Source organism: Bengtsoniella intestinalis (assembly GCF_039719005.1).
GTDB classification, from domain to species: Bacteria; Bacillota; Clostridia; order Oscillospirales; family Oscillospiraceae; genus Oscillibacter; species Oscillibacter intestinalis.
This window is the reverse complement of sequence record NZ_CP133584.1, coordinates 676994-701517: the sequence shown is the minus strand read 5'-3', so window position 1 is coordinate 701517 and position 24524 is coordinate 676994. Positions and strand designations below refer to the sequence as shown.

Annotated in this window: 27 protein-coding genes and 1 pseudogene; 4 read left to right on the top strand and 24 right to left on the bottom strand. The window is 50.1% G+C overall.

Going from position 1 to position 24524, the window contains the following annotated elements; all coding sequences use genetic code 11:
* Nucleotides 1–2: 2 nt before the first annotated feature.
* The 14 genes from mobC to dcm all read right to left on the bottom strand — a co-directional run bounded on the left by mobC (nucleotide 3) and on the right by dcm (nucleotide 10436).
* A complete protein-coding gene (gene mobC, locus RFF05_RS03525) occupies nucleotides 3–245 on the bottom strand; it encodes a plasmid mobilization relaxosome protein MobC (RefSeq protein ID WP_409970068.1) in 243 nt (80 codons plus the stop codon).
* Between the two features lie 403 nt (nucleotides 246–648).
* The gene (locus tag RFF05_RS03520; RefSeq protein WP_409969039.1) at nucleotides 649–2094 is read right to left on the bottom strand and encodes an XRE family transcriptional regulator; all 1446 of its coding nucleotides are present in this window, start codon (nucleotides 2092–2094) and stop codon (nucleotides 649–651) included.
* 72 nt (nucleotides 2095–2166) lie between these two features.
* Nucleotides 2167–2892, bottom strand: coding sequence for a DNA-methyltransferase (locus RFF05_RS03515; RefSeq protein ID WP_409967237.1), 726 nt, complete (start codon nucleotides 2890–2892; stop codon nucleotides 2167–2169).
* Nucleotides 2882–3121, bottom strand: coding sequence for a hypothetical protein (locus RFF05_RS03510; RefSeq protein WP_409967238.1), 240 nt, complete (start codon nucleotides 3119–3121; stop codon nucleotides 2882–2884). The genes RFF05_RS03515 and RFF05_RS03510 overlap by 11 nt, the downstream gene beginning before the upstream one ends.
* 12 nt (nucleotides 3122–3133) lie before the next feature.
* A complete protein-coding gene (locus tag RFF05_RS03505) occupies nucleotides 3134–3892 on the bottom strand; it encodes a hypothetical protein (RefSeq protein WP_409969038.1) in 759 nt (252 codons plus the stop codon).
* Nucleotides 3889–4638 (bottom strand): hypothetical protein, encoded by a 750-nt coding sequence (locus RFF05_RS03500; RefSeq protein ID WP_409967240.1) that lies wholly within the window; start codon nucleotides 4636–4638, stop codon nucleotides 3889–3891. Before RFF05_RS03500 ends, RFF05_RS03505 begins: the two co-directional genes overlap by 4 nt.
* 30 nt (nucleotides 4639–4668) lie before the next feature.
* Nucleotides 4669–5397, bottom strand: coding sequence for a hypothetical protein (locus RFF05_RS03495; protein WP_409967241.1), 729 nt, complete (start codon nucleotides 5395–5397; stop codon nucleotides 4669–4671).
* 12 nt (nucleotides 5398–5409) lie between these two features.
* A complete protein-coding gene (metK, locus tag RFF05_RS03490; protein WP_409969037.1) occupies nucleotides 5410–6561 on the bottom strand; it encodes a methionine adenosyltransferase in 1152 nt (383 codons plus the stop codon).
* Nucleotides 6551–6940: a DUF3846 domain-containing protein gene (locus tag RFF05_RS03485; RefSeq protein WP_409969036.1), complete on the bottom strand. Its 390-nt coding sequence runs from the start codon at nucleotides 6938–6940 to the stop codon at nucleotides 6551–6553. Before RFF05_RS03485 ends, metK begins: the two co-directional genes overlap by 11 nt.
* A complete protein-coding gene (locus RFF05_RS03480; RefSeq protein WP_409969035.1) occupies nucleotides 6930–7451 on the bottom strand; it encodes a gamma-glutamylcyclotransferase family protein in 522 nt (173 codons plus the stop codon). Before RFF05_RS03480 ends, RFF05_RS03485 begins: the two co-directional genes overlap by 11 nt.
* A complete protein-coding gene (locus RFF05_RS03475; RefSeq protein ID WP_409969034.1) occupies nucleotides 7448–8092 on the bottom strand; it encodes a hypothetical protein in 645 nt (214 codons plus the stop codon). Before RFF05_RS03475 ends, RFF05_RS03480 begins: the two co-directional genes overlap by 4 nt.
* A complete protein-coding gene (locus RFF05_RS03470) occupies nucleotides 8079–8357 on the bottom strand; it encodes a hypothetical protein (RefSeq protein WP_409969033.1) in 279 nt (92 codons plus the stop codon). Before RFF05_RS03470 ends, RFF05_RS03475 begins: the two co-directional genes overlap by 14 nt.
* Nucleotides 8354–9316, bottom strand: coding sequence for an amidoligase family protein (locus RFF05_RS03465; RefSeq protein ID WP_409969032.1), 963 nt, complete (start codon nucleotides 9314–9316; stop codon nucleotides 8354–8356). Before RFF05_RS03465 ends, RFF05_RS03470 begins: the two co-directional genes overlap by 4 nt.
* The gene (gene dcm / locus RFF05_RS03460) at nucleotides 9303–10436 is read right to left on the bottom strand and encodes a DNA (cytosine-5-)-methyltransferase (RefSeq protein ID WP_409969031.1); all 1134 of its coding nucleotides are present in this window, start codon (nucleotides 10434–10436) and stop codon (nucleotides 9303–9305) included. Before dcm ends, RFF05_RS03465 begins: the two co-directional genes overlap by 14 nt.
* A gap of 583 nt (nucleotides 10437–11019) precedes the next feature.
* Between dcm and RFF05_RS03455 the strand changes: the two genes are divergently transcribed.
* Nucleotides 11020–11259 (top strand): helix-turn-helix domain-containing protein, encoded by a 240-nt coding sequence (locus tag RFF05_RS03455; protein ID WP_409967229.1) that lies wholly within the window; start codon nucleotides 11020–11022, stop codon nucleotides 11257–11259.
* Nucleotides 11247–11507 (top strand): annotated as a pseudogene (locus tag RFF05_RS03450) (sporulation initiation factor Spo0A C-terminal domain-containing protein); the annotation flags it as partial. The gene RFF05_RS03455 and the pseudogene RFF05_RS03450, both read left to right, overlap by 13 nt.
* Nucleotides 11508–11561: 54 nt before the next feature.
* Here the strand turns inward: RFF05_RS03450 and istB are convergent.
* The 3 genes from istB to RFF05_RS03435 form a co-directional block, all read right to left on the bottom strand.
* Entirely contained in the window at nucleotides 11562–12284 is a 723-nt protein-coding gene (gene istB, locus RFF05_RS03445; RefSeq protein WP_409967230.1) for an IS21-like element helper ATPase IstB, read from the bottom strand.
* On the bottom strand, nucleotides 12277–13770 hold the full coding sequence (istA, locus tag RFF05_RS03440; RefSeq protein ID WP_409967410.1) for an IS21 family transposase: 1494 nt from the start codon (nucleotides 13768–13770) through the stop codon (nucleotides 12277–12279). Before istA ends, istB begins: the two co-directional genes overlap by 8 nt.
* Nucleotides 13771–13902: 132 nt before the next feature.
* Entirely contained in the window at nucleotides 13903–14067 is a 165-nt protein-coding gene (locus RFF05_RS03435; RefSeq protein WP_409969030.1) for a hypothetical protein, read from the bottom strand.
* Between the two features lie 109 nt (nucleotides 14068–14176).
* Here RFF05_RS03435 and RFF05_RS03430 point away from each other — a divergent pair, with 109 nt between their 5' ends.
* A complete protein-coding gene (locus RFF05_RS03430; RefSeq protein ID WP_409969029.1) occupies nucleotides 14177–14350 on the top strand; it encodes a hypothetical protein in 174 nt (57 codons plus the stop codon).
* A gap of 122 nt (nucleotides 14351–14472) precedes the next feature.
* Nucleotides 14473–14652: a TraY domain-containing protein gene (locus RFF05_RS03425; RefSeq protein WP_409969028.1), complete on the top strand. Its 180-nt coding sequence runs from the start codon at nucleotides 14473–14475 to the stop codon at nucleotides 14650–14652.
* A 14-nt stretch (nucleotides 14653–14666) separates the two neighbouring features.
* Here the strand turns inward: RFF05_RS03425 and RFF05_RS03420 are convergent, their stop codons facing one another.
* The 7 genes from RFF05_RS03420 to RFF05_RS03390 form a co-directional block, all read right to left on the bottom strand.
* Entirely contained in the window at nucleotides 14667–15203 is a 537-nt protein-coding gene (locus tag RFF05_RS03420) for a hypothetical protein (RefSeq protein ID WP_409969027.1), read from the bottom strand.
* Entirely contained in the window at nucleotides 15200–15607 is a 408-nt protein-coding gene (locus tag RFF05_RS03415) for a synapsin-1 (Synapsin I) (protein ID WP_409969026.1), read from the bottom strand. The genes RFF05_RS03420 and RFF05_RS03415 overlap by 4 nt, the downstream gene beginning before the upstream one ends.
* Nucleotides 15558–16529, bottom strand: coding sequence for a ParB N-terminal domain-containing protein (locus RFF05_RS03410; protein ID WP_409969025.1), 972 nt, complete (start codon nucleotides 16527–16529; stop codon nucleotides 15558–15560). The genes RFF05_RS03415 and RFF05_RS03410 overlap by 50 nt, the downstream gene beginning before the upstream one ends.
* A complete protein-coding gene (locus RFF05_RS03405) occupies nucleotides 16526–16858 on the bottom strand; it encodes a single-stranded DNA-binding protein (RefSeq protein ID WP_409967253.1) in 333 nt (110 codons plus the stop codon). The genes RFF05_RS03410 and RFF05_RS03405 overlap by 4 nt, the downstream gene beginning before the upstream one ends.
* Before the next feature lie 81 nt (nucleotides 16859–16939).
* The gene (locus RFF05_RS03400; protein ID WP_409969024.1) at nucleotides 16940–23158 is read right to left on the bottom strand and encodes a collagen binding domain-containing protein; all 6219 of its coding nucleotides are present in this window, start codon (nucleotides 23156–23158) and stop codon (nucleotides 16940–16942) included.
* A 77-nt stretch (nucleotides 23159–23235) separates the two neighbouring features.
* A complete protein-coding gene (locus tag RFF05_RS03395) occupies nucleotides 23236–24063 on the bottom strand; it encodes a stalk domain-containing protein (protein WP_409969023.1) in 828 nt (275 codons plus the stop codon).
* Nucleotides 24064–24168: 105 nt separating this feature from the next.
* Nucleotides 24169–24468 carry a DUF6809 family protein gene (locus RFF05_RS03390; RefSeq protein ID WP_409969022.1) on the bottom strand — a complete coding sequence of 100 codons (300 nt, stop codon included), beginning with the start codon at nucleotides 24466–24468 and terminating at the stop codon, nucleotides 24169–24171.
* Nucleotides 24469–24524 lie beyond the last annotated feature (56 nt).

Here is a 24524-nt window from a genome sequence, read left to right as displayed (position 1 = left end):
AGTTATCGCCCTAGTCCGTCGACCAATTTAACGATGGTATGAAGTAGTAGCTGTAATTCTGCCACATCTTCTTTGCTCCCTATATTACCATTGACCTTTCTAGCAATCTGATTCACATTATTACCGATGCGATTCACCTCCACAAAGAGTTCTCGTAACTGGGCAGACGGCTTTTGCCGTATTGTTGTGCCATGGAGTAATTGACGCACAAGTTGACTGGGGGTAAGCCCAGATATTTCACACAGCTTTTGTAGCTGGTTTTTATCCTCAACGCCCAGACGGACGGAGAGGAAGGTGTTTTTTCTTCCATAGTCACTTCCTTATCGTGGCTCTGCCACGGGAGTTTCCACCCAACGGGTGGCATATGGGGACAGGGGTTTCCCCTGCAAGTGCGTTTGTGTGACAAACGCTATGCTTGCAAAGAAACCGCCCACGGGCGGTGCGTTTTTGGGGGACGATAAGCGGTTGATTGATTGACATTTCCTATGGGCTTTCAAAGAAAAAGAACGCCAGACCCCTTCTAAAAAGAAGAAATCTGGCGCTCTATACTAGGTGTCACATTGAACCCCTTGCGTGTGGGTTCGGGAGAACAAGGGTGTCACATTGAACCCCTTGTTTTGGTCTGTATCATACTATGATACAGACCTCTTATCTGACGTCACGGTGTTTCTTGATGGGTTTGGTGCGCTCTGTGGTCAGCTCTAGCAGTTCACGGGCACGGTTTTGCACCTGTGTCTCAATGGCTTGTAGGGCTTCCTCTGGCAAGTTCAGCCGTGGATGGCGGTCAAATGTGAAGCCAATCAGTTTTCTCATCTGGGCTTTCTGAACGGTGCCCATCACCTCTTTGCAAATGGTATCAAAGGGGATGTTGTAAGCAGAGGTGCGAGTTTTAGCGTACTCACCCAAGTCGGCATAGTCGCTCTGGGTGGCGTAGTTAAAGAGGGACAGGCCGTGGTCGAAGATAGGAGCCATACCCAAAATATTGCCTGTTTGATTGTCACGGAGAACACCAAAGTTTCCAAAGTGACGATCCTCGTTATAAATGAGGGCATCAAACACCAACATACTTTTCACTTGCTCAAAGGCTTCGGGGCCGAAGAATTCATACCAGCTTAACACAGCGGGCAAACCGCCACCCTTTACCAATCTGCCAATAGGAATGAAGGATACATCTTTACTGGTAAACAGTTCACAGGTGGAGGCCAGAATGCCCTTCCACTGCTCCAGTCCGTACTGGATTGCATTGAGCCCCATAGCCTTGCCAATCTGGCAGGCATAGTATTCGCTGTATGGCTCACGCCCTGTATTGGATGCACCAGAGGTGCCACCTTTGTAGAGGTAAATGCCATCTTCCGTGTGCCGCCACGCCTTGGGAAGCATTCCGTTGGTGGTCAGCTCTGGGGAGGTAGTGAAGGCGGTGTCACTCTGTTGCGCACCTGTATAAGCCACCAGAGACAGAATTTCGGAGAAGTGGTTTTCATATAAATTGTAGTCGGCAAACTTACCCTCGAAACCATCGGGCACCACCCAATAGCTGTCGTTGAGGGACAGCCCCTTGCACACATCAATGATGCCACGGGTGTCTCCTTGAGCCAGCCCCAAGGATTTGAGAATTTCCGTCACAAAAGCACGGTTTTTGGGAATGACACGTCGCTCTAGCCAGCGGACGAGGCCGCCATCTTTCTCTAACTGTAAATCCAGTGGGAGACGGTGGCGTTGCAGTTCATTGACAGATAGTATCGTAGCTTTTAATCCTGCGAGACCGCCATCCTCCAAAGTAAAGCGAATAAGGTCTGTATCAAAAATACGGAGATAGTAGCTATCTGGTACGACAAACACCTCACGCTCTATCCGCAAATACGTCTCACGCAGATACCATGCTTGCTCAGTGCTAATGGTTTGGTTCACCTCTGCGGAGTTAATATCCGCTTGCAGGCTACAATAATAACAATCCCATCGCAAATCTTCAATGTTGTTATCCAGTCGTTCCCAACAAGCTTTCATAGCATGGAGACTTTCCGCTAAATAGGGAGGTAAGCCGCATTCTAAATAGGTTCTATCTGTAGGTTTCCCTGTGTTTGGGTCAAAGGTCATGTGACTGCCCCCTTTCATGTGTTTTGTACTTATTTTCCTTTAGTATATCCGATTTTCCAAGGAAAGTAAACCTTAACTTTCCTCACTCAAGCCCTGCTCAATCCGATCCCTAGCAATCTGGGCGTAGGTTTCGGACAGTTCGATGCCAGTGGCTTCATAGCCCTCAAGCACAGCACCGAGGATGGTGGTGCCAGAACCTGCAAAGGGGTCGAGGATATGGCCGCCAGCTTCGGTGATTTTCACCACGTCACGCATGAGCTGCAGGGGCTTTTCGGTCAGGTGAATGCGCTTCTGAGGGTTGCCATATTTGAACACACCGGGCAGACAAGGCACAGGGCGGCTGATGGGCATATCACCGTTGGAACCCCAGACAATGTACTCGCTCTGCTGGCGGAACCGCCCCTTTTGTGGACGGCTGTTACCCTTATCCCACACAGCGGTGCCACGCCAAATCCACCCTGCCCACTGGAGGGCATCGGTGGCAGCAGGAAGCTGTCGCCAGTCGATGAACATACAAACAGGCGCACCGGGCTTGGATGCTCGACGAGCCTCCGCAAGCCACTCGGCACACCAGCGAGTCCAAGACCGCTGATCCTTGGCGTCGCCATCAAAGGCAGGAGGGGCATTGTTGCCCATGTTGGAGTATTTAGAAGCCGTAGAACGGTTCTTCTCACTCTGGGTGCGACCACCCGATGCGTAGGGAGGGTCGGTGATGACGGCATCAAAGGTGCCATTGGGGAAGGACTGCAAAATGGTGAGGGCATCGCCCTGCAGGATGTTCCAGTTCTTATCGCTCATGTGTATTTCTCGCTTTCTTTGGTTTAGATTTTGGGGTTAGCTCGGTTTCAACGTACTCGCTGATGATGCCAAGGGCTTTGTAGTAATCGCCACTGGCTTTGACACGCTCATGCATCTCGGACACTTGGTGCCCTAGCCCTGCCTGTCGCAGTGCTTGCCCTGCTCGCCCCAAGATGAAGAAGATGTTTCCATCCTCTCCAATGAGGTTCATTTTTGGTTTTTCGCTCACAAAATCCCTCCTTTATCGGCTAGGTTGCCGAGGGTGAACAGGTCTGCTCCTTGGCACCTCCGTCTGGTCAGTGTAGATGGGAATGCCACGCTTTTCCGCATGGTGGATTTCAGCCCACATCCCGTCCGTCCACTCCGTGCCATAGACATGAATTGCTTGGCAGGACTCCACCAGCTTTAGTCCTAAGTGGCGAGCCTGTTCATCCTCAATCTCATTTTCGGGGTCTGCGATGGGTGGGAACATAAGGTGAGGACAGACAGGAATATCACCATCGAGGAATACCTCTTTGGCTTTTTCCGTGGCAAAGGCGATGTTCTTCTCCACCTCCCCTGGTCGGGGTGCGCAGATGTAGATTAGCTTGGGAGCATTCTGCTCCTGCTCCTTGGGTCGCCACACAGACACGAAGGTGCCAACTGCTTCACCCATGGTGCGGTAATCGTCAGAGGTTGGCTTGTAGGAATACCAGCTTGGTTTACCATCCTTATCCCAAATATGAGGGGTGATGCCGTTGGGGTAGGCAGAGGTTTTCTTTTGCCCCAACAACTCCTTCAAACTCAATCGGATGAGGTCTACTTTCCCCTCGCTAGGACTGAGAATTTCCACATGAAGGGTGTCATATTGGGTGGAAATTTCAGAAGTGCGAAACTCCACTTTGACACGCAGCTTGTCATCCAGTCGCCCCAGACAGGAGCGACCTGTAAAGTGTGGTTTGGGGATGATTTTTCCATCCCCAAACATCTTGCGCAGTTCTTCTTGAAAAAAGTTTGTCATCGCTCCTGCCCTTTCTTCTTTTTGGGCGGTGCCACCGGTTCGCTAGGCTCGTGATATTCATAGGTACGTCCATCTTTAGACAGGGACAGCCCATAGTCCGCAAGGTCAAAGCCACGGATATCAGCCGCCATTTCATAGGCTTCCTTGGTGCCCCCTTCGGGGACGTCGATATCAATCATTTCACCGTTTTCGTAGACACAGGTGCCCACGTTGTAGCCGATGTTCTCATCTGCCCAGCGGTGGGTAATCTTCTGGTCTGGATAGACTTCAGATAGTCTTTTTATAATTGGAATGGGGGTAGACCAAGCAGTGGAAAACTCAATCTTCTTGGAACCCTCCACCAAAGGGACAGGATAATAGGCATTCCACTTGGTGCCCCAGTTGGCAAGCGCCCAGTTATACCATGTGGCGTGCCCATGATTCTGCTGATTTTCATAGGCCCGTTTGCCCAGTTCCCAAACAGCAGGGAGCCGATTTTGCACGGCGCGCCACTTATCAACGTGCGCCATTCGCTGTGCCGTAGACAGATCACGACTTTTGGCGCTTTCCTTCATAAATTTGGTGTACAGCGTAAGCCCTTCTTTTGTTTTGGAGCTTTCTTGGATTTCAAGGGAAAGTGGCATAGGTTCTAGCTTGTGAAAGTCGAAACTACCAAGCACCGCACCATCCTGCCGCATGGACTGTGCCACGGCATAGAGGGTGGCGGTATTCTCGAACATAATTTGGTTTGTGATGTGATTTGGCATGAGTACCTCCTCATTTTGATTTTGGCAGGATTAGCGTTCCTGCCCTTTCTTCTTTTTTGGTGCGCCATCTTTGACATGGTGTTCTTCGATGGGCAATCGGCTGCCGTGGTAGTTGCACTCCTGCTGGTCTCGCAGATGAGGGGCAGTACCCCAGCGGTAGCGGATATGGGTGTGGGGATATTTCTCTGCCAACATTCCCACCAGTGCCATCACATGGCTAGGCTCGGTCTGAAATTCCACGGTATATCTGCCATCCTTGTGGGCGGTCAACTTGATATGATTGTGGGATGGACGACCTTGGAGTAGCTCATCAGCGAAGTTGAACACCTCCGAGGCAGGGGCAAGGTCATCAAAGGTGACTTTGTGCAGGGTGGGCGGTGCATAGACATCTTGCACCTTCTCCTGTAGTTCTTGGGCGATGCTCTGGTACTGCTCTGGCGTGGGTGACCGACGAGGCCAGTTGGGAAGTGGCTTCCCAGAAAGAGGAAAGCCAATCTTTCCTGCGCCGAAGGTGTCCTTTAATGTGGGGACTTCGGAAAACTGAAGCTGTGCTTCTTGGGGCAGTCGGAAGCCCTTGCGAATGACCTGTGCCTTTAATCCGTAGGCAAGCTGTTGGTTGACGTCCAACAAAAATTCAGCCACAATCTCAACCTCTGGGGTCACCTTTGCTCGGCATTTATGCCCCTCAAATCGTACATCGGTGAAATAGGGGTTGCCCTCAAAGATGCTTCGCAGTTCATCTTCATAGTAACTTTTCATGCACACGCCCCCTTATCGTCCAGAGGTGCCACGCTCTTTTTTGAAGCAATATTCAGCCACAATATCCCCCAAGTCGGTCTGCTCCCAAGGGGCATTCTTGTGGGTGAAGTGACCGTAATTACAGAACTGGGCAAAGATGGGGTGATCCAGCTTGAGGGTTTCCATCATGCCGTCGGGAGTCAGGTCAAAGAGCGCACGGACAGCGCACTCCAGCAGATACTCGTCATACTTGCCAGTGCCGTGAGTGTCGATGTCCACTGCCACAGGCTCTGCCTTGCCGATGGCGTAGGCCAGCGTGACAGTGCAACGATCTGCCAGCCGCCCTGCCACCAGATTTTTGGCGATGTATCGTGCCATGTATGCACCACTGCGGTCAACCTTGGTACCGTCCTTGCCAGACAGGGCACCGCCACCGTGAGGGGCAAGACCGCCGTAGGTGTCCACCATCAGCTTACGACCAGTGAGACCAGTGTCCGCTTCAAAGCCACCCTCCACAAATCGCCCAGAGGGGTTGATGAGAATTTGGGTTCGCCCGTCCAAAGGCACCTCCCAGATGGAGGGTTCAATCACATCTTCACGGAGGGTGTTGCACAGCTCATAGAAGTCCACATCCTCATCGTGCTGGCAGGAAAGGACAACAGCAGACACTCGCACAGGCTGGTCGCCATGATACTCCACAGACACCTGTGCCTTGCCATCGGGTCGCAGACCATCAATGTAGCCATGGACACGGCTCAGCGTCAGTGCCTTGGCAAGACGGTGGGCCAGCACCACGGGTAGGGGCAACAGCTCGGCAGTTTCATTGCAAGCGTAGCCGTACATGATGCCCTGATCCCCAGCCCCTGTCTCGTTTCGTTTGGAGACAGCACCTGCGATGTCTCGGCTCTGGTTGTGGGTCAGTACCTCAATCTCATACTGCGCAGCACCATACCCAGCTTCGCAGACAGTTTTGGAGATGATGGCAGGAATGTCGGGCAGTTCCTTGGTGGTAATCTCACCAGCTACCACGATTTTGCCAGCGGTGGCAAGGGTTTCACAGGCCACTCGTGCGTGGGGGTCGCTCTGTAGACAGGCATCCAGTACGCTGTCAGAAATGGTGTCGCACAGCTTGTCGGGGTGCCCTTCGGTGACCGATTCGGCGGTCAAAATGTAGTTATCTCTCATGATGTTTTGCTCCTTTATGATTGGTTTTGGGTTCTTTTGGAATGGCAACGATCCACCCCTTGGCAAAGTGGTTGGAGAACTTCTCCTGCTGTTCTGGGGTGAGGGACACAAAGTCCTCCTCGCCCAGCCCCACCACCAAGAAGGTGCCACAAATCATGTCATAGGCGTTGCCAGACTCGTCGTGCAAAAAGCGATTGGGGGGTAGTCCAATCAACTTACCCTCGTCGTGACAAATCAGCGCAACCATGTCCTCATAAGGATAGACGGCTTGGAATGTGCCACCCACTTCTTTCTGCATAGCCTTGTAGTCGGTGCCGATTTCCTTGGTGTAAGGTTTGGCTAGTGGTTCTACTACCAGTACCGTCATTTTATCGCTCATGATTTTGTCCTCCTTTTTTCTTTTGAATAGGCAAATTACGCTCCATCTCAGCCACCTCTTTTTTGCAATGCTCCACAGCGGAGTTCAGTGCTTCGGTGGGCATTTCATTTGCCAGATAGCCCTGCAAGATGCCGTCATAGTAGTGGGCCGTGGGCATGGTGGGGACTTTGGTATGCTCGTCCGTCATGACGTATGTCATCACGGGGACTTTCGCCCCAGACAAACTTTTCACCCACACAGCTTGCTTGTCATAGAAACGGGGATAGCCCTCGTAGCCATCCAGCGATGCCACACACTGAGGGGTCAACTTCCAGATGAGACCCTGCACCTGCCCACCCTCTTTGGGGGCAATGGTGGCGAAGCCACCTCTGCGGAACAGTAGTTCATAGCCATCCAAAGTCACCGCCATCCGTGGCTCGGCATTGGGGCAACGGTACGCCATCTGGTCTAGGTTGATGTTGCTACCGTAGGCGAAGTAGTAGATATTAGATTGGGATTTGGGATTCATCATCGAACCTCCTTGGTGTTCTTTTTCGTTTTGGTGGGAGTGGGCGGTTCTGCTCTGTCTTGCGGTTGTTTTTCTTTGACACAGCCCAACTTCTCCAAGGTGCGTTGGTGGAGTTTTTCTCGGTATTCCAGATAGGATGGGGCGTTGCAGTCTACCTCACCCAGCACAGCACGTTCATAGCAAGTGTTGGGCATGATTTCATATTCCACTGCTCTGAACGCAGAAGCTTCTAAATATCGCATATGAACGGTGGCGGTGTCGCCCTCAAAATAGCCGAGATTATCTTCCGTGTAAAAGTCAGAATAGACATTAACACCAGTGAGTTCCTTTGCAATTTGATAGCGTGTCCACCCCTCTGGGTCGAGGTATGGCGCTACTAAATTGTAGAGGGGCTCAGCGTCCAACTTGCTAGAATCGCAGACATCTTTGAGGGCTTCACCACACAGAGCGAGTTGCTGACTATCACGTTCTAGGTGGGTCAGTGCATCCTCTAGTTTGATAGTCAAATCCCACTCTGCATTCTTCATCTGCTCAATCTTTTCCATGGCATAGGACACTTCCGCCTGTAGGTTTTTCATCTCATTGTCCACGCCACGGAGTCGGGTGCAATGACGGATGCCATAAAGGACATCACTGAATTTCATCTGCATCCTCCAAAAAACGCAGGGCACCGATACCCTCTAAACGACGGAACATGGCTACCGCCTGTGTCTCCAAATCACCTTTGGGGATGGGGCATTCCTTGCCCACAAAGCGGATGTAATTGGCTTGCAACTGCCAGAGGTAGGTTTCATCGTCGGGGTACTCAGTGGGGTCAAACTGCAACCCTCGCATCTGCCCCAAAATCTCCACGGCGGTGCCGTAGAAGTGGTTGTTGTCAACTTGAATGTGCATGGATTCTTTCATCATCGTTCCTCCGATCTATCTTTGCTTTTCTTTTTATTTGCATCGTAATTGCTTTTGTCGTATCGCCACGCCCTGTCACCATCGAGGTGTTCCAGAAGGTGGTTGCGTGTATTCTTAAATTCATCACCGTTCAGCCCCAGTCGTACCAACCACACTCGGAAGGTGAAGGCTTCGTTTTCACTCTGGGTTTTCCGCATGACGGTAGACCGCTGGGCGATGGCTTGGGCGGAGATGGCAAGACAGAGATTGACGTAAGCCGCCACCTTGCCAGCGTGGAGGGTGGAGTTGAAGCACCGCCACTCCACCGTGCCACGGAAGAAGATAGAGTGTAAATTTAACGCATGGTAACGAGTGTGGTTGTAATGCTCACGACTTCCGTTGTTGCCCTCATACCACACACTTTCTAGCTGGGTGAGGTTCTTGGTCTCGTCTGAGGACAGCTTCCGAGCCTGCACTAGCATGGGTTCTCGCACCTTCTGGCACCAGCGTTGGGCACGCCCCTCATTGACCTGTAAGGCTTTGAAGAGAATATCCTCTTTGGAGTACATTAGCCCAATGAGGTTTTTGAGAGATTGGCGGTTGTGGTTGGCACCGTCCACATGGACATGGATGCCACAGGAAGAATTTACTTTGCCACCAACTTTGCGGAGTTGGCGGACGCACTCCTGCATGATGGGCAGTTTGTCGTAAGTCAGCTTTGGGGTAACGAATTCCACTTTGAACGCATGGACATCTGTGCCAGCATAGCCGTTCTCCGTCTTGCGTTCGGCACGGATGCTGCTGTCGTACATGATGGTCCACTTCTCCCCATGCTCATCGGGGATTTCCCACTTGTCATACACACCACCCACATGGATGGGCGTGGTGCCGAAGTATTCCCCCAACGTCTTGGCGGCTCGCTCACGAGTGATGCCAGTCAGCTCCACCTCTACGCCGAAGCACTGATCCTTAATTCCTACCATAGACTTCCTCCCAAGTGGTGCGGATGTTGCGCCCAATGGCTTCAATCACGTTCACCGTCACGCTGTTGCCAGCTTGCTTGTAGACCTGTGTGTCCGATTGGATGGCAAGGATTTTGTCAATCTGACTTTCCTCAAACCCTTGCAGTCGCAGACATTCACGGGGCATAAGACGGCGAATACGACCACCGCCCTGCACCACCCCTTGGGTGCTACTACCAGTGTCGAGGGTATGGGCAATGTCCTTGCCCACTCTGCCACGTCGGGTGTTGCTTCCTGCGTAGCCCAAGTTTACCGAGTCACCGGGAAGGGCGTTTTTATAGCCTTTCTTGGTAGCTTCTTTGATGGGCAGTGGTTCAACCAACACAGCATTTTGAGTGGCATTGCGGTTGATGCCACGGAACGCCTTGGTGGTGAGGGTGGTGGCGGTATCCTTGGGCTGGGTCAGTCCTTCACGGCGGTTAATGCCCACCAGATAAAAGCCAGTTTTTCCACCCATACCGCCAGAACTACAAGTTTGGGTGCAGGCTACTCCGTCGGGATCGTAGACTCGGTTGCCCTGCCGACCTGCGACGAGTTGTACAAGAGCTTTGCCACCTGTGCCGAAGACAGGAAGTATTTTTCCGGCGCATCGGGAATCAAGATAGCAGATAAGGAACACCCGCTTTCTTGACTGGGGCACTCCAAAATGTTTGCTGTTAAGCACTGTCCATTCCACATGATACCCCAAGTCCGATAGCGCATTGAGGATGGTAGTAAACGTGCGGCCTTGGTCATGCGATAGCAATCCGGGAACATTTTCGAGCAACAGAAGTGGAGGTCGTTTGGCTTCAACCACACGGGCAATTTCAAAGAACAGAGTGCCTCTGGCATCTTCGAAGCCCTGTCGTTTGCCAGCTTGAGAAAAGGCTTGGCAGGGGAATCCTCCACAGAGCAGGTGGTCGTCTGGGAGTTCATTGGGGTCGATTTGTCGTGCATCTGGGTAATAGCGCTCACCCTCCTTTATGTCATGGATTGCGGTATAGCTTGCGTGGGCGTACTTGTCGATTTCGCAGTGACCCACACACTGGAAATCCCCTACACGGGTTAGGCCAGAGCGAAAGCCGCCTATCCCTGCGAACATATCAAAATAACGTATCAGATAAATTTCCCCCTTTCTAAAGAGAACGCAAAAAGCCGAGGACATCATCGCTGACGTCCTCGGCCTTGGGTTCGGGTATTTGGTTGATTGGGCGAATGCGCAAACTATCCGAATTCGCCCAAGAATACTATTTAGTGCAGATTGTGCCGCACGGGAGGCTACTAGCCTCCCCTACAACAGACTACGCATATACCCTAGTCAAATGGTAATCACAGTGATAGGTGTCCCTGTTTTTTCGCATTTCGTTATAACATATTGCGTGCCATGAGATTTACCATCCCAAAACGCCAACACCATATCGCTGTATGCGATAATTTCATCATTGCGTTTTATTGGTGCACCCCTTCCAAACAGGGTGTAATTTGGAAGAAATTCTTTTAGCGTGTCTTTGTCAACTTAAAAATACACAAAAAGGGCGCGTAAAAGTGCATAGGGTCAGCGTTGGGGAATAACATTAGCGAGAAAAAACTTAAAAAATTGCTGAAAAATGTCGAAAACGGAAGTGGGCTTCCTGTTATTTGCTAAATTCTTCTTGTATAATGAAAACAAGAAGGAGGTGTGCACAATGGCTAGAAATGAACTTGGCGTTGCTTTAAAAGGGTTCCGTATAGAACAAGGGATGACGCAGGAAATGGTAGAGGGTCGCAGTGGAATTTCTGTTAGAACAATTCGGGATGCAGAGCGAGGAAGCAAAGATACAAAAATGAGTACACTTCAAACATTGGGCAATGTATATGGCATGGAACTGGGGTTTTACCCAAAAACCTTTCAGATGGAGAGGGGTGAGTTGCAATGGGTAGCGTAGACATTGCAGAAATTTACAGCCTGCTTTACTCCTTAGGCATCACCGCCAACTATCGAGGTTTTTTCCATACCAGCTACGCCGTCTATCTCGTCATACAAAATCCAGAAAGGCTGCTCCTCATCACCAAGTGGCTGTACCCAGAGGTAGCCAAACACTATAAAACCACTTGGCAATGCGTTGAGCGCAACATTCGCACAATCACAGAGCTTATTTGGATACACAATCGAATTTTGTTAGAGCAGATGGCGCACCATCCTATGGAGAAAAAACCTAGGAATGGTGCTTTTTTGTCCCTTCTAGCCTCAACGCTCACGTTGCCTGGACATGGATTGTGTCAAGCGGTAGCTCTCCCCAGAGAAGATGACTATGTGCGAATGGTGTACCAAGCGGTCAATGAGAGCTGCCGTCAAGCGGTTATCCCCAAAGACTGTATTCCATTGAGAGAATTCCAGATTGGATGTAATGATGAGGCTTTTCCGCTCATAACAGTCGGCAATCACTTGGAATAACAGCTCTGCTGCCGCTTTGTGCAACGGTACAAAACCAATTTCATCAATGACCATTAACTGCACCTTTTTTAGCGTAGATAAGAAACTGTTCAAGGTGCCCTTGTTGTTCTTTTCCAATAAAATATTGGCAAGAGATGCAGCTGTAAAGAAGCGAACAGGCCGTCCTTCTTGGCAGGCGTTCAACGCCAGAGCTGTGGCAAGATGGGTCTTGCCTGTCCCAACGGCGCCCATAAAAATAAGGTTTTCCTTGGGTGCCAAAAATTGCAAATCTTCCATATACTCTCGTGTTAGTCCAACTGGCAGTGCTATTTCATTGCGCCAAGTGAAGTCATCCAAGGTTTTTAGCACCCCAAATCCTGCACTTTTTACCATGCGGTTAATGCGGTTTATTTCTCGTTCTCGCAACTCCAGTTGTAATAAATCGGTTAGATATTGCTCATTATTTCGGTATTCCACACTTGTCCACTCTTTTGCCAAACCACCTAATTTCAAGGTTTTCATGTATTGCTCAACCATGTAAATCACCTCCTATCAATCCGTCGTAAGCGCTCAAATTTGGCGTGTAATGTAGGTCAGGCGTGGTAATATCCAAAGTCAACGGCTCTGGTCGGTGTTCCTTTTTGGCAATCATGTAGTAGCATTGGCGGACACTATCCGCATCGGTGCGGCCATTCTCATGCGCCAACTCTAGCACTTCGTCGCAAAAGGTGGCGTTGCCATCTTGGACGATTTCATCCAGTAATTGTAGCGCACTTTTTCGTGCCTGTCCTTGGGCTTGGTGGAGATGCTGTTGCCAAAGAGGTGGCATTTGGTTGAAGAATCGAGTGTGAGATACCCCGCCAGGCTTTCTGCATAAAACGCCAACATACTGTTTCCAATCATAGTACTCTTGGTGTGTTTCATAACTTCTTTTATAACTTCCAACTAAGGTATGGTCATGGTAAAATTCAATGCAGTCATAATAAATTTTCGCTTGCACAATCTCTCGACTCAGCGCTGGTGACAGACCATACTTATTGGTGTCAATGGTGACAAAGCCATATTTATTCACCGCCAAGCTTTCGTAACGGAACACCGAAAAAGGGTGCTCTGGCAGGGGTAGTAGCGCCTCACGATCTGCTTCCCACAGTTCCTGTATCTCAATCTGATGCTTGTAATGGAGACGCTGTGCATCCTGCTCGCACCAGTCGAAAAGCTGTTCGTTGAAGGTATCGAAGGAGGTAATGGTCGGCACAGGAACAAAGGCGTTTCTGCGGCTATATCCCACTTTATTCTCCACGTTGCCTTTCTCGTTGCCAGCGGCAGGATTGCAGAATTCAGCCTTAAATCGGTAATGCAGCATGAATCGGGTGAATCCATCGGTCAGCACTCGTTCACCATGGTCTAGGACCTTCACCACGGCGGTAGACATATTGTCGAAGCGGATGACGGGTGGCACGCCACCCATGTGCTCAAAAATCTGCTTCATGCCTTCTAGCAAGCATTCTTGGTTTTGGGCTGGGAAATCTTGGGTGTATCCCTTGTTGGAATTGGGGAAGGACAGGGTTAGGGCGTAGCCTGTCCGCACTTTGGATGAGGCGTCGTTGTAGATGTGCTCGCCAAAATCCACTTGCCCACTGCCGTGGGGATGCGCCAGAGGCAGATAACCATCGGTTTGGCTGCTCATGGCGAATTTCTTCTTGCGCACATAACGCTTTACGCTGGAGTAGCTACCGAGGAATTTTTCTTCATCTCGTAAACGGCAATAGATTCGCCAAATTGTGTGTCGTTGCTTGCGTGGAATTTTGGTGTCATCCTCTAACCATTGGTCTATGATAGGGATGAAATCCCCTAAAATTGGATAGCTTTCTGCTTGAATGTTGGGTAGATGCTCATCGTTCCAGTCGTCTTTATGGGCGTACTTGCGCACCGTGCGATAATTGAGTCCTGTGATTTTTGCGATTTCATTGAGACTTTTCTCTTGGTTTTCGTACAAATCTTTGATATAATTCTTTTGAGCCATTCTTATCACCTTTCCGCTACCTCCTTAGTTCTAGACAAACTAATGGTAGCTCTTTTTTGAGGTGCTGACAATGGCTCTTTTTTTACGAGCCCAACCTATGCACTTTTCGCGCCCTTTTTCGGTACTTTTATTTTAGTGGAAACATTTTAGCGGAAGGTTATGTTTGTAAGCATAATCTCGTGCTAAAGTGTCAATGCCTTTTGCACCACCACTTACAATTTCACTAGCACCAGACGGTATGTGTTTTTCTATATCAACGGTTAATAGACCTCGTGAACCGATAATGGCAACTTTCATAGAATGCTCTCCTTTGGCGATTTAGTGAACCTACAACGGGTTCACTGTAGCATAATACCACACAAAGAACCTAAAATAAAGTCATAATAGGTTCACTCTGGAGGTAATTATGAAAAAAGATGAAAAACACTTGTCCCTGCGTATTGATGCAAATTTATTGCGAAAATTTGACTATGTTGCAAAATCAGACGACCGCTCTATGAATTGGCTTTTGTTACAGTTGGTGCGTAAATGTATTGGCGAATACGAAAGTAATCATGGTGAAATTCAATTTGAAGAGTAAGCAATACGTCAAAATAATATGCGTCACTTTTGCGTCATTGTATCACTATTTTGGTTTGTGTGCAATATTTTCACTAAAATAAAGTCATAATACCACCATTATGGTGAATACGAGGTGAAAGTATGCAAGATAAATTATTGCGGTATACATTGCGAGTGGACAGAGTATTATTTCAAAAATTCCGTTATATTGCCGAATCCGAAGGGCGCTCAGCCAACAAAGAAATTGAGCAGTATTTGAAACGCTGTGTGACAGAATACGAAAATGCCAACGGCTCTATCGAAGTAGGGCAAGATAACTAACGTGCATCCCCTCCTCACTTTGGGATGTGTGGGGTGCGCTTGGGGAGACAATCCACCTCAAACTCCTCTTTGGTCTGGATTTTGAAATCCTTCCACTGCCAGAAATGCACACAGAAGGAGCCATCCCCACAGTCGATGTCTCGCTGTTCGAAGCCCTCGCCCCAGCCGTCCGAATATTGTCCAGTGCAATATTCTTTCAGCGCAGACAGTTCCTCACGGGTCAGCTCTGCTTTCAGCTTGCACACTGCCACACCATAGAGCTTGCCGTCAATGGTCTCCACGGTGGGATGGAGGGAGTGGACTTTGTCATCCACGCTTTCTAAACCGTGGTAGTATTCCATCAGCCCTCGGTCTGAATTATCGGAAGCAGGATAATTTTCTATCATTTTCTCAATCTCACTCTGGTACTGAGTGAGATATGAGCTGTTCCATTCTTCGGGCTCATTATAGTCATAATCCTCCTCGTAGTCCTCCTCAAATAAGGGTTCGTCACGGGTGTAGTCGCCAGTGAGGGGACTGTATAGCTTCAGTTCGGTATATTCTTCGCTCATGCTAATTCCTCCAATCTTGGCATTTTGAATCGATTTAGGCGACCAATTCGCTTTTTCACCTGATATATGGAATTGTCCAGCCCTGCCATATCTGCGCTCAGTCGCTTATCGATTTTTTGCAGGACATTCTGGTCATTGCAACAGTCCAACACCACATAGGTGCGCCCTGAGGAGAGGAGCGCTCGGCATCCACCCTCATCTCGGAAGCTGGCCATCAGCCGTTGGCCTAGTCGTTTGCGATAGCTGTGCTGCAGGGTTTCTGGGTCGCCAGAGACATCATGTCGCTTGAGAATTTGTGCAATTTCTTCTGAGCTAATGCTGAAATTTTCAGACAGTCGCTCTAAAATTTCGCACTCAGCAGCTGGGGGTAGGTTCGGTTTCTGATAGTGTCTTGTCTCTATCATATTGGTTCCTCCAATCGGTTGGGATGATGGTTTCACGGAGAATTTTGGAAATGGTGAGGAATTTCTCTGCAACCTCGTCGGCTTCAGTTGCGCCCAATTCCATCTCGTCGGGGGTCATGCGGCAACAGTCCACCCAGTGGCGTACAGTCTGCTCGGTAGGCTTTAGGTCAATGGCCATTTCAAAGGCTTTGATGAAAATCTTCGCAATTTTAGTGGCCTCATTGATTTGGCGGTCACTCTCGGCCAGTTCCTCTTTTCCACGCTCTAAAATCATGTAATCCTGCGCAGCCTGTTCACGCTGGTCCTCTGGCAGTTTTTCCAGCTCACGCAACATCTGATAGGCACGGTTGATGGAAATTTCCTTGTTGTCGAGGGCATCTCGGATGACTTGCGGTGCAGAGTCGTCAATTTTCATCACTTTGCCCATTGTTACCTCGCCAATGCCCACGCTGTCTGCCAATTCTTTTCGGGTGGTCATGGGGATAGGAACATCTGACAACGTTGTCATATGTTCCTCGGCATCCAAACCGCCTTGCCCTCCGAGAGAGCGATGGGCATTTGCTCTCGCTTCAATATCGGGGCGTAGCTTGAGGGCAATCTTGCCCAGCTCCCACTTTTCCAGATTGCGTCGACCCTTCTGGGTCTCCAACGCCCACTCCTTGGCTTCCAGCAAGTCGGCAAACTCAAACACCACCAGCTTGTAGGGGATGCCCAGTTCGGTGCAGATGCGCTGGCGGTTGTGACCGTCCACAATCACCATGTCTTGGTTGACAATGATGGGTGCGTAGCAACCGTTCTGCTGGATATCGGCAGTGAGGGCAGACAGGGATTCTTCACTCAGCGCAGGGAGAAAGTCTCGCATTTCATCCAGAATGACAGGGGTTTGCTGGTCGCTGGTGTACTCGGTTCCAGTGTTTCTCATTCAGCAGACTCCTCCACAGGACGACGAGAGAGGAACTCCACTTGATTGGCTTTCACAAGAAAAGCAGGGACATTGGAATCCTCAATCTGGATGGTCTCGAAGTCGCCAACGACCAACAACTTACAGCCCTTGTACGCATACTGGGCGCACAGCTCCGCCAGCCTGCCGTAAACCTTGGCAGAGATAAAATCGGTGTAGGGGTTGCCGTCTTTGTCCTTGTAACGGCGATCCGATGCAATACGGAGGGTGGCGTAATGCTTGCCAGTGGTCTCATTGGTTTTGAGGACAACATCGCCAGTGAGGTTGCCCAGTGCAGTGATTTTTAACATAATTGTGTTCTCCTTTTTGTTGTTAGAATAGAAAAAGGCCCCGTGCTTCACTGGGAAGCACGGGGCGGTGGGTTGGATGATTTAATATCCAGTACGAGGCAACGTCACGGGCAAGCCATACACCGAGGTCACCCAGCGACTCACATTCTGAATCCATTGGTCATTGTAGAGACCGCCTACTTCTGCTACGTTGGTGAAGCTGGTGCCACCTGTGGCGGCGTTGTTGACGGCGCCGTAGAGACTGGGGGCGGTGGTCTGGGTGAAGCCAGCAGGTGCCTGTCCGAAGACGAACATAATCTCCGTCACTCGCTGGTCGCTGCCCAAGCCCAAGGCTTCTGGGCTTGCTAGTAATTCATAGTTTTGTAAGGTGGACAGGTTATCTGCCAGCACCAGATAGTCACCGTCATTGACACGGTACACGATTTTATAGGTGCCTGTGAAGTTGTAAGTGCCAGTGGTGACGGTCTCCAACACGAACTCCCAAGGGAGATAATCTCTCCAATAGAAGTTATTCAAACTCACGCTAGAGGTGTTGGCGATGCCAGAGAAGGTGTAGCGGATGGGCTGTCCTGCCATCACTTCGTAAGGGCCAGTCTTGGCGATGGACACCCCAGTGGTCAGGCTCTCGTTGGTGATGGACACACGGGCAATCTGCCCCTCGTATTCCAGATAGACGGTGACGGTTTCTGTGCTGATGGAATAGTTGTCGGGGGCTTGAATCTCACGGATATAGTAGGTACCCAGTGGGAGTGGTTCGGACACCGCCAGACCGTTGCTACCAGAGACAATGGTGTCCACCAGTGTGCCACTGCGGTTGTAAATCTCGAACACTGCACCTTCTAGGAGGGTGCCAGCGGCAAGACCGTTGGTGGAGTTGTAGTCTGCGGAGGTTTTGATAATTTGAATTTGACCTAAGATGGGGGTGTTCTCCCAAAGGATTTCGGGGCTATACCCATAGCGGACGGTGACGGTTTTGTACTCGCTATCGAGGAGGTACCCCTCTGGGGCGGTGATTTCACGGATTTTATAGCGACCATCGGGGATGTCGTCGATGTAGACGTAGCCCCTGTGGTCACTGGTGTACTCGCCGATGGGGTTGCCCGTGGAGTCGTAGACCATGAACACCGCACCGTACAGCCCCTCGCCAGTTTCGCTGTCCACTTTGCGGATAAGGATGTTGGACATCTGGCTGTTTTCAATGGTGAGGGTAGCGATTTCTCCTGCGGTGACCTCCGCATTATAGGGGGTGTCGTCGAGTATATATCCATCCGCTGCTTGGATTTCCACCACAGTGTACCAACCGTCCTCTAGCCCTGTGAGGTAGATTCTGCCGTTAGAGTCAGTGGTGTAGGTGCCAATCAATTCGCCGTTCATGTGACTGATTTCAAACTTCACACCAGAGATGCGGTCACCATCTTCAGCGTCTGTCTTGGTGATCCGAAGTCCACCCATGGGGTCATTTTCAAAGGTCAGCACATAGGCTTCCCCCTGCGAGAGCTGGATGGTCTGGGGTGTCTCGTCAAGAAGGTATCCATCGGGGGCAGTGACCTCCTGCACAATGACCGTTGCGTTATGCTCCAGTTCGCTGATGGTGATGAGTCCATTGGCATCCGTAGTGTAGTAGCCATTGGAGTTGCCCACTACAGTACCGTCGGAATAGGTAATCTTGAACTTGGCACCAGAGAGCATTTCTCCTGTGACAGAATCCTGCTTCATAATCACCAAATCCGCCATTTTATAGTTGCGGAAGTCCACCGTCACCACCGCCTGTTCATCGCCAGAGATGTAGACGGTCTGGGTGGCGGTGTTCAACTCATAGCCAGTAGGAGCGACCACTTCCTCAATGACATAGGTGCCGGGCTCCAGTCCTGTGACGGTGACGGAACCGTTGGCGGAGGTGGTGTAGCGACCGATAACCGTACCGCCTGTACCACTGTTGCCCTCCAGATAGCTGATTTCAAATTCGGCACCAGCTAGAACAATGGAGGAGTCCTCCGCATCTCGCTTCCAAATGACGATAGCAGAGAGAGGGATGTTTTCGAAGGTCCTCTCGGCATTCTCGTTACCGCTGAGATGGAGTTCCTGCACTAGAGGTTCCGCAAGAGAGTAACCATCGGCTGGCTCAAGTTCAGTCACGGTGTACCAGCCTTCATCCAGTGCAATTAGAGAAAACTGTCCGCTTGCATCCGTATAGTAGGTGCCGAGGTTTTGTTCCTCACCTGTACTGGTCTTGCTACTCTGGTAAGTCACAGAGAACAGTGCCCCAAGAATGGGATCGCCAGTAATGCTATCGATTTTATTGACAGTTAGTGTAGGCTGGCGGTCATTTTCAAAATCTAACTGATAGAGGAAAATGTTGTCCGTCATGCTGACTTCCACGGTCTGGGGAGTTTCGTTGAGTACATAGCCGTAGATTGTGGAGACTTCCTGCACGGTGTAGGTGCCCACTTCCAAATCTTCAATCAAGATTTCGCCGTTGGCATCCGTTTTAAATGTGCCAATACTGGTGGTATCTCGGCTGACTTCAAAGGTTACACCCTCCAGAGGGCTACCATCTAGGCTGTCGGTTTTGGTGATTAACAGGTCAGAGCGAGGGATATTCACGAACACGAAGGGAGTCAAGTCCTGCCCATAGAACATCTGGGCTTGCTGGGTGTCAATTTCTGCATCGTGGTACCCATCGGGCGACTGAGTTTCGGTGACATACACCGTCCAGCCATCATTGGTGTCGTTGCCCAGATAGCCACCATATTCAGCGTAAGTGATGGTGAATTGACCGTTTTCGTCGGTCGTCCAACTGCCAATGTGGGTAGCATCAATCGTCACATCAAATGTTGCACCCTCTAGTAATTCGTTGGTGGTAGAACTACGCTTTTCCACGATGATGGAGGGATAGGTGGCGTTGGTAAAGCTGAATGTCAGCAGGCCTTGGTTGCGCTTCAATTCTGCACTCTGGATATTACCATCCATGAGGTATCCGCCGGGAGCGTTCAGCTCTTGGACGGTAACTGTCCAGCTATCTGCATCACGGTCTAGGTACTCATAATACTGGTCATAGGTGATGAGGATTTCACCATTTTCATCAGTGGTAAAGGTGCCGAAAGTCTGGGCATCAATGGCAACTTCGAAGATAGCGCCAGCGAGGGCCTCATTGCTGTCGGCGTCGGTTTTGGTGATTTGGATTTCGGGGTAGGTGTAATTGGAGAAATTAAAGGGCACCGTAATCTGCCCTGCGGTGACGGTTACACTCTGGGTGGTCTCGTAGTTGAGCGCATAGCCAGAGGGTGGGTTGACCTCCACCACGGTGAACAGCCAACTGCTGGCACTGAGGTCGAAGGTGCTACCATAGTTGCTTTCATCCAGCAGAACAAGGCCGTCAGCATCGCTGTAAAAACTGCCGATGGATTGACCGTTGATGAACACCTCAAACTCCGCATTTGCAAGGGGTTCGCCAGTGCTGGAGTCGGTTTTGAGGATTTGGATTTCTGGCACTTCGTAGTTTGCGAAGGTAAATTCAGCCACGGCCTGTCCACGCTTGACCTCCTGCGTAGATGTGGTTGTACCACTCAAAAGATAGCCTGTGGTGGGTTGGACTTCTGTAACCGTCACAGTCCAACTGTCTGCCCCACTGTCGCCCAAGAAGTCGCCATAGGTGTCATGGGTAAGGGTAATCATACCGCTATTGTCAGTCCAGAACTGCCCGAATTCGATGCCGTCAACAGAAACTGAGAACAGGGTGTTTGCTAGAGGGTTACCGTTGCTGTCAGTTTTGTTGATGTGGATTTCGGGATAGGCCTCGTTCTGGAAACTAAATGTAATCAGCCCTTGGTTGCGATTTAACACTGCCGTCTGGGTGTTGTCGGCATTGAGCAAATAGCCCGATGGAGCACGGATTTCTTCTACTTCTACCACCCACTCATTGTCAGTGGTCACGCCCAAATATTCGTAGTAGTCAGCGTAGGAAATGAGGATTTTGCCATCAGAGCCTGTGGAGAAATAGCCCAGCACCTGTGTGTCAATGCTGACTTTGAACAATGAGCCAGACAGGGGGCGATTGGTGTCCTCGTCGGATTTGTAAATCTCAATTTGGGGATAGCTGTAGTTGCCGAAGGTATAAGATGCCACTGTCTGTCCACGGACGACTGTTAGTTCTTGCTCTGTGACATCACTGAGGTCATATCCAGATGGGGCATCTGTTTCGACGACCTTAATCACCCAGCTGTTGGCAGTGAGGTCGAGGTGATTGCCGTAGTCATTGTAATCGAGGGACACAATGCCATCATCGTCAGAGTAGTAGGTGCCAATCTGCACACCGTCGATGTAGACGGCAAATTCCGCACCAGCCAAGGGTAGGCCAGTGGCGGAGTCAATTTTAGCGATTTGGATTTCTGGAATTGGGTCGTTGACAAATTCAATGGTGGAAAGTGTTTGCCCCTTTTGGATTTCAGCAGTGACTACGTTGGTGTCACTCATCAAATATCCCTCTGGTGCCTGTACTTCTGTCACGGTGACAGTCCATGGATCGTTGGCATCATTGAGGAAAGCGCCGTACTGGGCATAAGAAATTGTGGACACGCCAATAGAATTGGTTGTAACCTGTCCGATGGAGGTGCCATCAATCCATACGTCAAAAATAGCCCCAGACAATCCTAGCCCAGTGGGGTCGGACTTTCTAATTTGGATATCGGGATAATCGTAGTTGATCATTGACAAATAGTAGGTATCTGCGGCAGTGTCAGTCACATCCACATACACGCTTGCGTAGGGATTGGAGGACATGACGTAGCCAGAAGGAGGGCTGATTTCCTCGAAGGTGTAATAGCCTGTTTTGAGGTCACTCAAGACAATGGTGCCGCCCTCGTACTGACCCAGCAACGCACCGTTCATATAGACATTGAAGGTGCCACCGTCCAGCACATTGCCGTCGGCATCAATTTTGGTGAAACGAATGGTATTGTCAGCAGGGTTTTCGTAAACAAGCTGACCGGGGTCGTTTTGCTCCCAGTGGTCGAAATCTCCATCGTCATTATAGACAGGCAGTAGCTCGAATGTAAGGGTCTCCACTTTGGCGTCAGACAGAGAGTAACCCACGGGAGGACTGGTTTCTGTGACGGTATAGGTGCCGGGAGTGATGTAGTTATCTGCGCTACTATCTAGCCACTGGAGCTGGATGGAGCCACTGCTATCAGTCACCAAGTCATAGGTGGTATTGTTGGTGACGTGTTCTAAGCGGAATGTGGCACCAGCCAAAGGCTCCCCAGTGGCTTCATCTGTTTTCAAAATGACGTATTCTGTGGGGATTGTGATTTTGCTATTGGCAATGGCACTACCATTGTTGACCCATGCCGCTGTGGTTGCACTGCCGTTGGTTTCACTATCCACACTGACTGTGTAGGTCTGTCCGCTACTGGCATAGCCCGATGGTGCAGAGGTTTCTACCACTGTCAGAGTTGCGGAGCTGCTAGATAGTTTAAGCATATCTGATACCGCATAGCCAGCAGAATTTGTGGTTAACGTACCACGAACCAGAGAGCCTTCATATACGGTGAACTCGGCACCACTCAAAGGATTGCCACTTTCGTCTGTCTTATTGAGCTGAACATAGCCCCAATATTCAGTTAAATCTAGGGTGTAGTCTGCAATCATCAAATTCTGATTGGCGGCATTGTCGGTTTCGTACACATAAAAGCTCCAGCTCCCATAATCGCCATTATTGTAGCCAGAGACAATCATATTGAGTAGGTCGATAGAGGCCTCCAAAGTGTGTTCGGTGGTGGGGAACACAGCGGTAAGAGATGCCACTCGTTCCTCTGATGCCATGACAATCTGTTCATAATCGGTAGGGTCAGTGAATAGCCCCGCTTCGGTCAGCCAGACGATTGCGTTGACCCACCCCTGCACACTCTGCAAGGTTGCATCATCCCAGTCGAGATTTCTGGCACCATTGAGCATAAATGCAATGAATGGGGCGGCTGGATAATTGACCAGCTCAGTGGAATAGGTGTAGGTGTCGGTGGAGGACAGGCCATTGCCCTTGTCCAAGCAAAAGGCATAACTGGATACGTCCTCGCCACCATATTCATAGGTGGTACGGATGGTACGAATGTTGACACTACTCTCCAAATTCGTGGAATAATAGGTGCCACGGAAGTCAACGCTGTTGTCGTAGAGCACCTGCACACCACTGGGGACGGTGGAGCTGTCGGCGGCATAGGCCACCGTACTCAGAGGGCTAAACAGGCTTAGCACCATGGCGAAAACAAGGAACAGGGAGAGATAGGAACGCTTTGATGTTGTCATAATCAGATCTCCTTTTTTGATTTTAGGGATAAAAAAAGCAGCCGACTCAAACGAATCGACTGCTGTGTGTGGGGATATTAGTAGTAGCAATAAATTGTGCTATCGGGATAAGTGACCGCAACGCTTGCAAAGTAATAGGGTGCATCTATCATCACAGACTGATTGGAATTACCACTCATGGAGTAAAAGAAGGCGTAGCCCGAAGTGTTTTCTCCTGTGCCACTGACAACCACCCAATGTCCGTCTCCAGTGGTATTATTTTTGAGGTAGACCACATCGCCTACTCTCACTTGGGATATATCATTGTGGGTGGTGAGTGGCTCACAGCCTGTACCGTATAGCACGTCACGGAGGAGGTATGCGTAGGAGTTGCAACCGTGGGTGCCACTGTACCAGTAGATGTCACCGTCATTGTAGCTGGCTCCCCAGCTCAAACCGTGTGGGTACATCTGAGCAAATTGGTCTAGCATAGCGGTGATATTCTCGGCGGTTGCCACTTCACCTGTGGATAGCATCCCTTGGTAGGTTGCGTTGTCGAGGGTGATTTGATACGAAGTCTTGGTGTCCGTCTGGCTGAGCGTGGTTTGGGTAATCATCTCAGCCACCGTCTGGGGTGTGCTGTCCACAATCACTGCATCGTCTGCGGTGTAGGGGCTGGTGCTGTCGATGTCCACCCTCTGCTCGGTGCTGTTCCACGATACGTCAAAGCCGACGGCTTCGCCAATGTCACGCAACTTTACGAAATTGTTGCCATTGATGGAATAGGCGGTCTTTTCCACCTGTACCCCATCCACATAGATGGGCTGGCTAGATAATTCTGCGATGATGCCACTTGCGATGGCTGGGGTGGCTCCGAAGATAACGGCTCCTAGCACCAGTCCTGCTACGAAATCTTTCTTTTTCATAGTGTGTACCTCCTTCAAAATTCATCTTGGTATCAGTAACACTATCACAGGTGATGCAGATTGTCGAGGGGTTTTCCCGAACAGTTAGGGGCGATACCCATTCGCTCACTCCCAAATATCTGCGAACTGGCTGTCGCCTTTCATGAACACTTCTAGCATTAACCTTGCGCCTAGTTTATAACCTTCCACGAACCGTGTTTCACCCCAGATGCTCTCCATGGTCATCCATGTAGACAGAACTTTATCCAGCAGTTCTTTTTCCTCTGGGCTAATGGTTTCTCTTAGGGTATCTACGGCGCTATCCAATATGGATAACTGCTTTGCGTAGTCACTACCTCGAACCACAGATTTATTGGCAGGGTCGAGATTGCCGTGGTAGAGTGCCTGTATGATTTTTTCTTCCATTGTCGCTCACCTCGTTTCTAGCACAACACACTATCACAGCGGTGGGTGCAATAGCT